This window comes from Micromonospora sp. NPDC047730, assembly GCF_043204765.1.
Classification (GTDB): Bacteria; Actinomycetota; Actinomycetes; order Mycobacteriales; family Micromonosporaceae; genus Micromonospora.
In genome coordinates this window covers 329,414-341,905 of record NZ_JBIDCU010000002.1, presented here as the reverse complement: position 1 = coordinate 341,905, position 12,492 = coordinate 329,414, and the positions used below count along the sequence as shown (strand labels likewise).

9 protein-coding genes, 1 tRNA gene and 1 riboswitch are annotated in these 12,492 nt (G+C 71.3%); of the genes, 3 read left to right on the top strand and 7 right to left on the bottom strand.

All coding sequences use genetic code 11. The features are described 5' to 3' along the window. Positions 1-69: 69 nt before the first annotated feature. Positions 70-143, bottom strand: a tRNA-Gly gene (locus ACGF5G_RS07040). A 400-nt stretch (positions 144-543) separates the two neighbouring features. On the opposite strand from ACGF5G_RS07040, the gene ACGF5G_RS07035 reads away from it, so the two are divergent. Further along, positions 544-1,527 carry a zinc metalloprotease gene (locus ACGF5G_RS07035; RefSeq protein ID WP_393259666.1) on the top strand — a complete coding sequence of 328 codons (984 nt, stop codon included), beginning with the start codon at positions 544-546 and terminating at the stop codon, positions 1,525-1,527. A 117-nt stretch (positions 1,528-1,644) separates the two neighbouring features. Here ACGF5G_RS07035 and ACGF5G_RS07030 read toward each other — a convergent pair whose 3' ends face one another. Further along, positions 1,645-2,196, bottom strand: coding sequence for a pyridoxamine 5'-phosphate oxidase family protein (locus tag ACGF5G_RS07030; RefSeq protein WP_393259665.1), 552 nt, complete (start codon positions 2,194-2,196; stop codon positions 1,645-1,647). Between the two features lie 78 nt (positions 2,197-2,274). Here ACGF5G_RS07030 and dcd point away from each other — a divergent pair, with 78 nt between their 5' ends. After that, positions 2,275-2,853, top strand: coding sequence for a dCTP deaminase (gene dcd / locus ACGF5G_RS07025; RefSeq protein ID WP_350683119.1), 579 nt, complete (start codon positions 2,275-2,277; stop codon positions 2,851-2,853). A gap of 71 nt (positions 2,854-2,924) precedes the next feature. Here dcd and ACGF5G_RS07020 read toward each other — a convergent pair whose 3' ends face one another. Beyond that, positions 2,925-3,857: an NlpC/P60 family protein gene (locus tag ACGF5G_RS07020; RefSeq protein ID WP_393259664.1), complete on the bottom strand. Its 933-nt coding sequence runs from the start codon at positions 3,855-3,857 to the stop codon at positions 2,925-2,927. Positions 3,858-3,977: 120 nt separating this feature from the next. Further along, positions 3,978-4,114: riboswitch (cyclic di-AMP (ydaO/yuaA leader) on the bottom strand. Between the two features lie 238 nt (positions 4,115-4,352). Here ACGF5G_RS07020 and ACGF5G_RS07015 point away from each other — a divergent pair. Beyond that, positions 4,353-6,374 carry an N-acetylmuramoyl-L-alanine amidase gene (locus tag ACGF5G_RS07015; protein WP_393259663.1) on the top strand — a complete coding sequence of 674 codons (2,022 nt, stop codon included), beginning with the start codon at positions 4,353-4,355 and terminating at the stop codon, positions 6,372-6,374. A gap of 97 nt (positions 6,375-6,471) precedes the next feature. On the opposite strand, the gene ACGF5G_RS07010 is transcribed toward ACGF5G_RS07015, so the two are convergent. The 4 genes from ACGF5G_RS07010 to ACGF5G_RS06995 all read right to left on the bottom strand — a co-directional run bounded on the left by ACGF5G_RS07010 (position 6,472) and on the right by ACGF5G_RS06995 (position 12,319). Then, positions 6,472-7,485, bottom strand: a complete 1,014-nt coding sequence (locus ACGF5G_RS07010; protein WP_393259661.1) for an NlpC/P60 family protein — start codon at positions 7,483-7,485, stop codon at positions 6,472-6,474. Between the two features lie 129 nt (positions 7,486-7,614). Next, entirely contained in the window at positions 7,615-8,658 is a 1,044-nt protein-coding gene (locus tag ACGF5G_RS07005) for a hemolysin family protein (RefSeq protein WP_393259659.1), read from the bottom strand. Further along, a complete protein-coding gene (locus ACGF5G_RS07000) occupies positions 8,651-9,982 on the bottom strand; it encodes a hemolysin family protein (protein WP_393259658.1) in 1,332 nt (443 codons plus the stop codon). The genes ACGF5G_RS07005 and ACGF5G_RS07000 overlap by 8 nt, the downstream gene beginning before the upstream one ends. Positions 9,983-10,120: 138 nt before the next feature. Beyond that, positions 10,121-12,319 (bottom strand): (Fe-S)-binding protein, encoded by a 2,199-nt coding sequence (locus tag ACGF5G_RS06995; protein ID WP_393259657.1) that lies wholly within the window; start codon positions 12,317-12,319, stop codon positions 10,121-10,123. Positions 12,320-12,492 lie beyond the last annotated feature (173 nt).

Here is a 12,492-nt window from a genome sequence, read left to right as displayed (position 1 = left end):
CATGATCGTTTACCTTGGAACATCGAAGGCCCTGGCTGGGACTCGCGTCCTGGCCAGGGCCTTCGAGCGTGGAGCGGGTGACGGGAATCGAACCCGCACTGTCAGCTTGGGAAGCTGATGTTCTGCCATTGAACTACACCCGCAGGCGGCACCACTGTACCTGAGACGTCCCGTCGGCGCACCCAGGTACCCCTCCGACGCCGCACCGTGTCGCCCGGCGGACTCCCGGGTGACTTGCGGCCACCACCCGGGAGCTGGCCCTGCCACGGCGGCCATGATCCGTTCTGTGCCGTGCCCGCACCGGCCGGCGGACCGGTACACCCGAAGATCGGCGCCACCGAGCATCGGGCAGCGCGAGTCGCTACCGAGAATCACCGTTTCATCGCCAATTGTCGATCACCGGTCGGCGCCGGCCAGGAAAAAGTTTCACCCCTGCAACATATGGCCGTTCTCAAATCCGTCGATCGGTTGTAACGTCTGCCCAACGTTCTCAGCCACGGCGTGACATACCCCCTGTCGCGCCGGCCAGAAAGAGGTGGGCCCATGGGACTCCGTCCCAACCTGCTGACCCGGCGTACGGCCGGCGTCGCGTCGACGACCCTCGCGCTGCTGCTCAGCACCGCCGCCGTGGGCGTCGTACCGGCCGCGTCGGCCTTCTCCGCCGCCCCGAGCGAGGTCTGCGTCGAGCCGGCCGACGTCCACTCGGACTCCCGTATCAAGGCGGGCGGCGCGGCCAAGCACGAGCCGAACGAGCTGACCCTGGCGGAGACCCGCGAGCGCGAGGCCGACCTGGCCGCCGCCCTGCGCGAGCGCGCCCGGTTCCGCACCGGCGCCGGCGCCTCCATCACGGCCACCGTCACCGTCCCGGTCGTGGTGCACGTGATCCAGCGGGACGGCACCCGGGCCGGCGGCAACATCCCGGACTCGATGATCACCTCGCAGATCGACGTGCTGAACCAGTCCTACAGTGGGGCGACCGGTGGCGCGGCCACCGCGTTCAGCTTCCAACTGCAGAAGATCAACCGGGTGACGAACCCCTCGTGGTACCCGATCGTGCAGGGCTCCTCGGCCGAGCGGCAGATGAAGACCTCGCTGCGCGAGGGCGGCAAGAACACCCTCAACGTCTACCTGGGCGAGCTGAGCAACGACCTGCTCGGCTGGGCGACCTTCCCGACCCGGAAGCTGAGCAGCATGGACGGCGTCGTCGTGCTGAGCGAGTCGCTGCCGGGCGGCACGGCCACCAACTACAACCAGGGCGACACCGGCACCCACGAGGTCGGCCACTGGCTGAACCTCTACCACACCTTCCAGGGCGGCTGCTCCGGCTCGGGTGACAGCGTCAGCGACACCGCGCCCGAGGCATCCCCGGCGTTCCAGTGCCCGACCGGCCGGGACACCTGCACCGCCCCGGGCGTCGACCCGATCACCAACTTCATGGACTACACCTACGACTCCTGCATGCACCAGTTCACGGCCGGGCAGGCCAGCCGCATGCTGACCGCCTGGAACGCGTACCGCGCGGCGTAGTTCCCCCGCACGACCGGTGCCGGCTCCGCTCGACGGGGCCGGCGCCGTCGTCTTCGGGGCGGGGTGGGGGCGGTGCGGCGCCCCGGACGGGGACGGCCCGGGGCGCCGCACCGCGTCTCAGGCGGCCGGGCGGGCGGCGAGGCTGCCACCACTCCCGGACCGCGTCTCGGGCACCGCGGCGGTGCCGGCGGCGGCCGCACCGGGGTCGAGCCAGACCTGGACGGCGGGGCGGCCGTGCCCCTCGCCGGCGCCGCCCGCGACGCCCGGCTCCCGACGGGCGAGCATCGCCACGTCGACGGTGAACTCGAACAGCCGCCAGTCGACCTGCGGCGCGGCCCGGTGGCTGCGGGCCAGCCGGGCGACCCGGGCCGGGTCGGTGACCGGCCGGGCGTGGCCGGCGACGTAGGCCTCGTCGTCACTCTCCTCGGGCGGGAAGGAGTGCAGGGCGTAGCGGCCGTCGCGCTCCAGGTCGCGCCGCTTCGGCGAGTCGACCACGAAGCAGAAGAGCCCCTCATCGGTGATCACCGGAGAGACGGGGTGGACCCGGGGCCCGCCGTCGGCGCGGACGGTGGCCAGGTAGCCGAAGCCCGGCCCGTACTGCTGCATGAGGGAGCGGATCCCGTCGGCGAGGCGGGGCTCGTCGGCGGCGAATTCGGACCAGGAAGCCATGCCGACATTCTATCGAACACGTGTACGAACAGGTAGTCCGACACGCAGGCCACGCACATCGCTCGCTAAGGTGGTGCGATGCTGCTCTCCGACCGCGACCTGGTCTCCGAGATCAAGGCGGGCACGCTCGCGCTGGAGCCGTTCGAGCCCACGCTGGTGCAACCGTCCAGCATCGACGTACGCCTGGACAAGCTCTTCCGGGTCTTCAACAACCACCTCTACACCCACATCGACCCGGCGATGCAGCAGGACGACCTGACGTCGATGGTCGAGGTGCCCGAGGGCGAGCCGTTCGTGCTGCACCCGGGCGAGTTCGTGCTCGCCTCGACGCTGGAGGTGATCTCCCTCGGCGACCAGCTCGCCGGGCGGCTGGAGGGCAAGTCGAGCCTGGGACGGCTCGGCCTGCTCACCCACTCCACCGCGGGCTTCATCGACCCGGGCTTCTCCGGCCACGTGACGCTGGAGCTGTCCAACGTGGCCAACCTGCCCATCACCCTCTGGCCGGGCATGAAGATCGGTCAGCTCTGCATCTTCCGGCTCTCGTCGCCGGCCGAGCACCCGTACGGCTCGGCCGTCTACGGCTCGCGCTACCAGGGGCAGCGCGGCCCGACCCCGAGCCGCTCCTGGCAGCACTGGCGCACCTGGCCGACCCGCTGACCCGAAGGTCGCCGGTTAGGAAGGGGCCCTTCCTCTACCGAATGCGTTAGGAAGGGCCCCTTCCTTACACCTCAGCCGGGGCGGCCGTAACTGTGGATCGGGCCGTCGTCGACCTTCTTCATCTTGACCGGCACCCCGGCTCGGGAGGCGTGCACCACCCAGCCCCCGCCGACGTACATGCCGACGTGGTGCAGGTCGCTGTAGTAGAAGACCAGGTCTCCCGGGCGCAGCTCGCCCCGGGTGACGGTCGCGGTGACCCGGCGCTGCTGCGCGGCGTTGTGCGGGAGCGATACCCCGGCCTTCGCCCAGGCGGCGAGCATCAGGCCCGAGCAGTCGTACGCGTTCGGGCCCTCGGCGCCCCAGACGTAGGGCTTGCCGATCTGGGCGCAGGCGAACTTGACCGCGGTGCCGGCACCGCCACCCGGGTAGCTGGCCGGGCAGGGGGCGGGGCGCAGCGAACCGCCGCCGCCGCTGCCGTAGATCCGCAGCCGCAGCTTCTGCAGCCGGTCGATCTCGGCGTTGATCTGTTTCTTCTTCGCGGCGAGCTGGGCCTCCGTCCGGCCGAGTTGGACGACCATCTCGTCGAGCGGGGCCTTCTTCTCGGCCAGCCGGTCGCGCAGCTCGGCGACCTGCCGCACGTCCTGCTGCTGGTGCTGGGCGAACCGGTCGAGCAGTTCGAGCTGGCCGACCATCTGGTCGGGCGAGCGGCTGCCCAGCAGGGCGTTGACGGCGGAGACGTTCTCGCCCTTGTAGGCGCGGACGGCCAGCGCGCTGACCTCCTCCATCGCCTGCTCGACCTGCCGTTCCAAGGGCTCGATCTGCTTGGCGAGGGCGTCGGCCTGCCTGCGCTTGGCGGCCAGGTCCTGGCGGGTGGCGTTGTGCCGTTCGATGATCGGTTCGAGCTTGTTCCAGTCCTCGTCGATCTGGCGCTCGATCTCGGCGACCGTCGGTTCGGCGTGGGCCGCCGTGGCGCCGCCGGTCAGGACGACGGCGAACGCGGCCAAGGCGGCGAGGGCGGTGGTGCAGCGGTACCAGCGTGGGCGCGGCGCAGCCGTCGTCGGGCCGGCGGGTGCCGACCGTGCCGACGGTGGCCGCGGGGCATGGTGTGCCACCGGGCTCCGTACTCCTTCTTCCCGTACCGCCTACCGGGTTAGCTGACGGGTTCGGGCGGGAAGGGGACGCCCTACCGCAGGTGCTGCGGATTCACCCCGGGGTACCTGGGTCCCCGGCTCGCTCGGGAGCGACTCGGCGGTGTCGGACCGTTACCGCCCGGATGGACGGACTGTCGCCGGCCGACGAATGACCAGAGTAGAGATGGTCGTTATCGATCCGCAACCCATCGCGCCGTGACACACCGTACTCATGCGGGCCGGTGGAGCGTGTCACTCGGGGCGACGAAATTTTCCTTCTTCGGTAAGTGACGCATGGAAAGGTATTGACCGGAGGTGGCGCCCGGGGCGAAGGTGGCCCCACATTCGCCCGTCCGACCTGGGGGTCTGATGCACCTGTCAGCGACATCGAGGAGCAGACGCGTCCTGCTGGCCGCCGCCGTGGCGGCCGCCCTGGCGGCGACGCCGCTCACCGCCGCCGGAACCGCCGCCGCCGCGCCGACGACCGACCGGCAGCAGCAGTACGCCGCCGCGGCGGCGGAGTACGGCGTGCCGGAGAGCGTCCTGCTCGGAGTCTCCTACCTGCAGTCCCGCTGGGACACCAACGCCGGAACGCCGAGCACCAGCGGCGGCTTCGGACCGATGCACCTCACCGACGCGGAGTACGTCGCCGCCCTGCCCGGGGGTACCCACCACGACGACGGCACCGAGGACCCGCGGGGCGACGACTCCCGCCCGTCCCTGGCCGAGGCGCACGAGCCACCGGACACCCCGCCGCCCGCCGAGGCCTCGCTGCGGACGCTCGACGCCGCCGCCGAGCTGACCGGCGCCAGCGAGGAGGCGCTGCGGACGGACGTCACGGCGAACATCCGGGGCGGCGCGGCGCTGCTGGCCGCGTACCAGAAGCAGATCGGCGCCCCGGTCGGCGCCGACACCGACCCGGCGGCCTGGTACGGCGCGGTGGCCCGCTACTCCGGCGCGGACAGCGCCGACGCCGCGGCGGCCTTCGCCAACGAGGTGTACGCCACCATCGGCGCCGGCGACAGCCGGCTGACCGACGACGGACAGCGGGTCACCCTCGCCGCCCGCGCGGTGCAGCCGGAACGCTCCTGGCTCGACCAGCTGGGCCTGCGCAAGGTCGCCCGGCCCGACGGGCTGGAGTGCCCCGACACGATCTCCTGCGAGTGGATCCCGGCGCCCTACGTGCAGTACGGCCCGACCGTGGGTGACTACGGCAACCACGACCTCGCCGACCGGCCGGCCCAGCAGAAGATCGAGTACATCGTCATCCACGACACCGAGGGCTACTTCGGGCCCAGCGTCAACCTCGTCAAGGACCCGAGGCGGGTGGGCTGGCACTACACCCTGCGCTCGGTGGACGGCCACATCGCCCAGCACATCAAGACCAAGAACGTCGGCTGGCACGCCGGAAACTGGTACGTGAACGCCAAGTCCATCGGCCTGGAGCACGAGGGCTTCGCGGGGCACGGCACCTGGTACACCGAGGCGATGTACCGCACCTCCGCCAAGCTGGTCCGCCACCTGGCGCTGCGGTACAACATCCCGCTGGACCGGCAGCACATCGTCGGTCACGACAACGTCCCCGGCACCGTCGCCTCGACCGTGCGCGGCATGCACTGGGACCCGGGCCCGTACTGGGACTGGTCGCACTACTTCGACCTGCTCAAGGCGCCGTTCACGTCGACCGCCACGCCGCAGACGGGGCTCGTCACCATCGACCCCGACTTCGCCACCAACCAGCCGCAGTTCACCGGCTGCAACCGGCAGCCGCCGGGCGTGCCGAACCCGCCCCCGCCGGTGGCTCCCTGCCCGCTGCGCGGCTCGTCCGCGGTGATCCTGCACAGCGCGCCGAGCCACGACGCGCCGCTGGTCAACGACATCGCGCTGCGGCCCGACGGCACCCCGAACACCATGTACATCTCCGACCACGGCGCCCGGGCCTCCGCCGGGCAGACGTACGCCCTGGCCGAGGTGCGGGGGGACTGGACCGCGATCTGGTACCTCGGCCAGAAGGCGTGGTTCCACAACCCCGCCTCGAAGCCGACCGCGAAGTGGTCCGTGGGCTTCGTGGTGACCCCGAAGGACGGCAGGGCCACCATCCCGGTCTACGGCCGGGCCTACCCGGAGCAGGCCGCCTACCCGGCCGGCGTGCCCTACCAGCCGATCTCCCCGCTCCAGTACACCCTCTCGGCCGGCCAGCGGTACGCCGTCGGCACGGTGCTCCCCGGCGAGTACTACCGGGCCGTCACGTTCGACGGGTCGTCGCCGGGTGACTGGACGGTGATCCGCGGCGAGAACAGGTACGTGCAGATCCAGTTCGGCCACCGGGTCATGTACGTCAACCTGGACGACGTGAACGTGCTGCCCTCCGCGCTGGACGCGCCCCGCTGACCCACCGCTCGCCCGGGCTGGCGCAGGCCGTCCCCGAGCACGACGAGGGCCCCCGGTCTACTCGACCGGGGGCCCTCTCCGTTCAGGTGGCGCGGGATCAGCCGGGTCTGCGGAAACCGGCCACCGGCATCGTGTTGATGCTGGAGACGTTGACCGGCTTGCCGGCCCGGGGCGCGTGCACCATCTTGTCGTTACCGAGGTAGAGGCCGACGTGGTGCAGGTCGCTGAAGAAGAACACCAGGTCACCCGGGCGCGCCTCGGAGCGCGGGATGGCCTTGCCCTCGTTCCACTGCGCGCCGGTGAAGTGTGTCAGGTGGATGCCCGCCGCCTTGTAGGCGTACTGGGTCAGACCCGAGCAGTCGAACGAGTTGGGGCCGGTGGCGCCCCAGACGTACGGGTCGCCGACCTGGGCGCAGGCGGTCTTGATGGCGGTCCTCGCCGCCTCGCTGACCACGCCGTTGATGGTCGGGCACTTCTCCGTCTTGACCGTGGTCACCGGCAGCGACGCCTCGAGCTTCTTGATGTCGGCGTCGATCTGCTTCTTCTTCGCCGCCAGGTCGTTCTGCTGCTTCGTCTGCGTGACGATCAGGGCGTCGAGCTTCTGCTTCTCCGCGTCGAACTTGTCGCGGACCTTGGTGACGCCCTCGAGCTGCTTGCGCTCCTGGGCGGCCAGCCGGTCCAGGAGGGTCAGCTGCTCGGTGAGCGTGTCCGGCTTGGCGCTGACCAGCAGCGCGCCGATCTCCTGCGACGGGCCGGAGATGTAGTAACGGGCGGCGAGGTCACCGACCCGGTCCATCGCCAGCTCGGTCTCCAGCGCCAACGGCTGGATCTTCTTCTCCAGGTCCGCCGACTTCTTGCGGTTGACCTTCAGCTGCGCCCGCACCTTGTTGTACTGCTCGATGGTGGGTTCGAGCTGCTCCCACTTCTTGTCGATCGCGGCCTCGATCTCGTCGACCGAGGGCTCGGCGTACGCGGGCGCGGCGAGCGCACCGACGCCGACGACCGCGGCGGCGAGGAGGGTGAGCAGACGGTGGGCGGCCCGGCGCAGGCCACCCGGACGAGCAGACCGTCCCGGTGCGTGACGATGAGGGGGCATGGTTGCCACCGGCACCGACTCCTTTTGCAACCCGACCGCCGGGCGCCTCGCACGAGGAAAGAGGGGCGAGACAGACGACCCACAGCGGCCGGTGCCCAACACTAGGGAAGGCGCCGAGCGGAATCAAGGCGACCATCGTTCACATCACGCCTGCGCGACCGTTTGCGTACCAAGGGTGTCGGCCCGACGACCGACGATGGCGGTCAGTACGTCGTCCAACGTCACCACGCCGAGCGGGCGGCGGCCGTCGCTGACCAGCACCATGTGCCGCCGCTCGCGGCGCATCGACAGCAGCAAATCGGCGAGCGTACGGTCCGGCGGCACCACCGCCAGCGGCCGGTAGACCTCCGCCGGCACCGGGGCGCGCCGGCTCACCCCGGCGTACCCGAGGACATCCTTGACGTGTACGAAGCCGAGCACCCGGCGGGTGGACCGCTGCACCACGGGGAAGCGGGACCGGCCTGTCCGGGTGGCCAGCACCTCCAGCGAGGCGGGCGAGACGTCCTCGGCGACGGTGGTCACCGTCGACCAGGGTTGCAGGGCGTCGGCGGCGGTCCGGCTGTGCAGGGCCAACGCGCCGGTGATCCGGGCGTGCTCCTGGGCGTCGAGCAGCCCCTCCGTACGCGCCTGCGCCACCAGCCCGGCCAGCTCCTCCGCCGTGAAGACCGTCTTCACCGCCTCGGTGGCCTCGATCCGCCACAGCCCCAGCACCCGGCGGGCCGCCCACTTCATCGCCAGCAGCAGCGGCTTGGTGGCCAGGCAGAACGCCAGCATCGCCGGCCCCAGCCAGAGCGCCGACAGCTCCGGCCCGGCCAGCGTGATGTTCTTCGGCACCATCTCGCCGACCACCGTGTGCAGGAAGACCACCACGCCGAGGGCGAGCACGAAGGCCACCGGGTGGACCGCCCGGTCGGGCAGCCCGGCCGCGTGGAACGCCGGCTCCAACAGGTGCGCCAGGGCCGGCTCGGCGATCGCGCCCAGCCCCAGCGAGCAGACGGTGATGCCGAGCTGCGCCCCGGCGATCATGAGCGGGATCTGGTTCATCGCCGACAGCGCCCAGCGGGCCCGCTTCGAGGTGGCCGCCAACGGCTCGACCACCGTGCGCCGGGACGCGATCAGCGCGAACTCACTGCCCACGAAGAACGCGTTGCCGAGCAGCAGCGCCACCGTGACCAGCAGCTCAGGCATCGTCGCCCGGCTCCTCGGGGCGAACCACCCGGACCTGCTCGATCCGGTGCCGTTCGACCTCGACGACGGTGAACTCGTAGCCGGAGTCCTCGACCGTCTCGCCGGCCACCGGGATGTGCCCCAGCCGGGCCATCAGGAACCCGGCGAGCGTCTCGTACGGCCCCTCGGAGAGCCGGAAACCGGTCTGCTCGGCCAGCTCGTCGGAGCGCAGCACCCCGTCGACGAGGACGGTCCGCTCCCCGCCCGGCACGGTCAGCTCGACCGGGCCGGCGTCGTCCACCGCGTCCGGGTCGAACTCGTCGGCGATCTCGCCGACCAGTTCCTCCACCAGGTCCTCGGTGGTGACCACCCCATCGGTGCCGCCGTACTCGTCGACGACGATGGCGAGGTCGGCGCCGGCCACCCGGAGCGCGGCGAGCACCCCGTCGAGGTCCAGGCTCTCCGGGACGTACACCGGCTCGCGGGCCACCGACCCGACCGTGGTCGAGCCCCGCCTGGCCGGCGGCACACCCAGCGCGTCGGGCACCCCGGCGACGCCGGTCACGAGGTCGAGGGTCTCCTCGTACACCGGGAAGCGGGTGCGCCCGGTCTGCCGGGACAGCGCCAGCAGCTCGGCCACCGTGGCGGTGGCGCGTAGCGCGACGACGTCCACCCGCGGGGTCATCGCCTCGGCGGCCCGCTTGTCGCCGAAGCGGATGGTCCGGCGCAGCAGCATCGCGGTGTCCGGCGGCAGCGCGCCGGCCCGTGCCGAGATGGCTGCCAGCAGGCCCAGTTCCTCCGGCGAGCGGGCGCTGGCCAGCTCCTCCTGCGGCTCCACCCCCAGCACGCTGACCATGCGGTTCGCCGAGTCGTTGAGCGCCCTGATCAGCCAGCCGAAGGTGCGGGAGAACGTGCGCATCGGGCCGGCGGTGGCCAGCGCGGTGGGCATCGGCCGGGCCAGCGCGAGGTTCTTCGGGACCAGCTCGCCGAAGAGCATGGAGAGCAGGGTGGCCAGGGCCAGGGCGAGGAGCGGGGTGAACCGGTCGGCGGCGTCCCCGGCGACCGGCCGCAGCAGCGGGGTGAACAGCCGGGCCAGCGCCGGCTCGGCCAGGTAGCCGGTGAGCAGGGCGGTGAGGGTGATGCCGAGCTGCGCCCCGGAGAGCTGGAAGGAGAGCTCCCGCAGCGCCCGGCGTACGGTCGCGGCCCGACCCTCGCCCGAGGTCGCGCGGCGCTCGATCTCGGGCCGGTCCACGGTGACCAGGGCGAATTCGGCCGCGACGAAGAACGCGTTGCCGCCGGTCAGCAGCACGAACCCGACCAGGGGCAGCAGCGTGGTCAGCAGCATGGCATCGATGCTCGTCTCACCTCGGCGCGATTCTCGCACGTCGAGCGCCGGCTGGCCGAGATCGCCGCCGTCTCCTGAACGACGTCGGCGGCGGCACCGCGAGGTGCCACCGCCGACGGGCGTTCCAGGACGTACGCGTCAGCCGGCGACCGGCGCGGTCTCCCTGTCGCCCGGCGCCTGCTCGGGCTTCACCGAGCGGAGCAGCACGCTGGCCACGTCGACGACCTCGACCTGCTCGCCGGCGCCCTTGCCGTTCACCCCGTCGTTGAGCATCGTCGAGCAGAACGGGCAGCCGACCGCGACCGTCCGCGCCCCGGTGGACATGGCCTCCTCGACCCGGTCCACGTTGATCCGCTTGCCGATCTTCTCCTCCATCCACATCCGGGCGCCGCCGGCGCCGCAGCAGAAGGAGCGCTCGCTGTTGCGCGGCATCTCGGTGAGCTCCCCGGCGATGGCGGTGCCCAGCACCTCACGCGGCGGGGCGAACACCCGGTTGTGCCGGCCCAGGTAGCAGGGGTCGTGGTAGGTCACGCCGCCGTCGACCGGCTGCACCGGGGTGAGCTTGCCGGTGGCGACCAGGTGCGCCAGGAGCTGGGTGTGGTGGACCACCTCGAACTCGCCGCCGAGCTGGCCGTACTCGTTGCCCAGCGTGTTGAAGCAGTGCGGGCAGGTGGCGACGATCTTGCGCTTGCTCTTCTCCCGGCCCTCGAACGCCTCGTTGAGGGTCTCGACGTTCTGCTGGGCGAGCATCTGGAAGACGAACTCGTTGCCGATCCGGCGGGCCGGGTCGCCGGAGCAGGTCTCGCCCTCGCCGAGGATCGCGAACGTGACGCCCGCCTCGTTGAGCAGCGTGGCGACCGCCCGGGTGGTCTTCTTGGCCCGGTCCTCGAACGCGCCGGCGCAGCCGACCCAGAAGAGGTACTCGAAGTCGTCGACCTCGCCGACCCGCGGCACCTCGAAGTCCAGGCCCTTGGTCCAGTCCTCGCGGGTGTTCTGCGGGGCGCCCCACGGGTTGCCCTTGTTCTCCAGGTTGCGCAGCATCACGCCGGCCTCCGACGGGAAGCTCGACTCGATGAGCACCTGGTAGCGGCGCATGTCGACGATGTGGTCGACGTGCTCGATGTCGACCGGGCACTGCTCGACGCAGGCGCCGCAGGTGGTGCAGGACCAGAGCACGTCCGGGTCGATGACGCCGCCTTCCTCGGCCGTGCCGATCAGCGGTTTGTCGCCCTCGGCCAGGGCGAGCACGTCGACGTGGGCGAGCTGCGCGGCGGTGGCCTTCTCCTCGCCGGTCAGGTCCTTGCCGCCGCCGGCCAGCAGGTACGGCGCCTTGGCGTACGCGTGGTCGCGCAGGCTCAGCACCAGCAGCTTCGGCGACAGCGGCTTGCCCGTGTTCCAGGCGGGGCACTGCGACTGGCAGCGGCCGCACTCGGTGCAGGTGCTGAAGTCCAGCAGGCCCTTCCAGCTGAACTGCTCGACCTGGGCGACGCCGAACTGGTCGGACTCCGGGTCGGCCTCCTCGAAGTCGAGCGGCTTCCCCTGGCTCGTCATCGGGCGCAGCGCGCCGAGGCCGGAACCGGCCGGCTTGGCCGGCTCGCGCTTGAAGAAGATGTTGGGGAACGCCAGGAAGCGGTGCCAGGCGACGCCCATGGTGACGTTCAGCGAGATGACGATCAGCCACGTCATCGAGATGACGATCTTGATGAGCGCCGCGACGCTGGCCCCGTCCTGCCAGTCGGGCAGCACGGCGCCGACGGCGTGGCTGACCGGGGTGGCCCAGAGCGAGTACTCGAAGTGGTCGGTGGCGACCTTGAAGCCGCGGATCACGAACCCGAAGATCAGGACCAGCAGCACGATCCACTCGACGAAGTAGCCCTGCCACATCGTCGAGCCGGTGAACCGCGAGCGACCACCCGGACGGGTCGGACGGTTGCGCAGGCGGATCGCCATCAGCACCATGATGCCGACCACGCCCAGCACGCCGATGATCTCGGTGCCCAGGCCGAAGATCGTCCAGTGCCCGATGATCGGCAGACCACCGGTCGGGGTGACCACCTCGAAGTACGCCTCGAGCACCAGCAGCGACAGCACGATGAAGCCGACCATCACGAACCAGTGCGCGGCACCCACCACGCTCCACTTCAGCATGCGGGTGTGACCGAGGGTCTCCACCAGCATCTTCCGGGTGCGGGCGCCCTTGTCGCTGAACCGCTCCGGAGCGGGTTGCCCGAGCCGGATGACGGCCGTCATCTTCATGACCGCGCGTACCGCAAGCCACACCGCCACGGCGGTGATGGCGAACGCGAGGATCGTGGTGACGATCTGGACGCTGCCCATCGAGTTGGCCTCCCGGTCTGCTGCCTGTCGAGCGGCTCGGCGACCGGGGCCGGATCAGGGGGCGGTCGGCGAGCCGCCGCCACCGCACCCTCGACCGGACCGGTCGATGACCTCGCTCCGCTCGGTCATGCAGTGCAGCCTACGCGCAAGGTTACCCAGCGGTAACGTGAGTC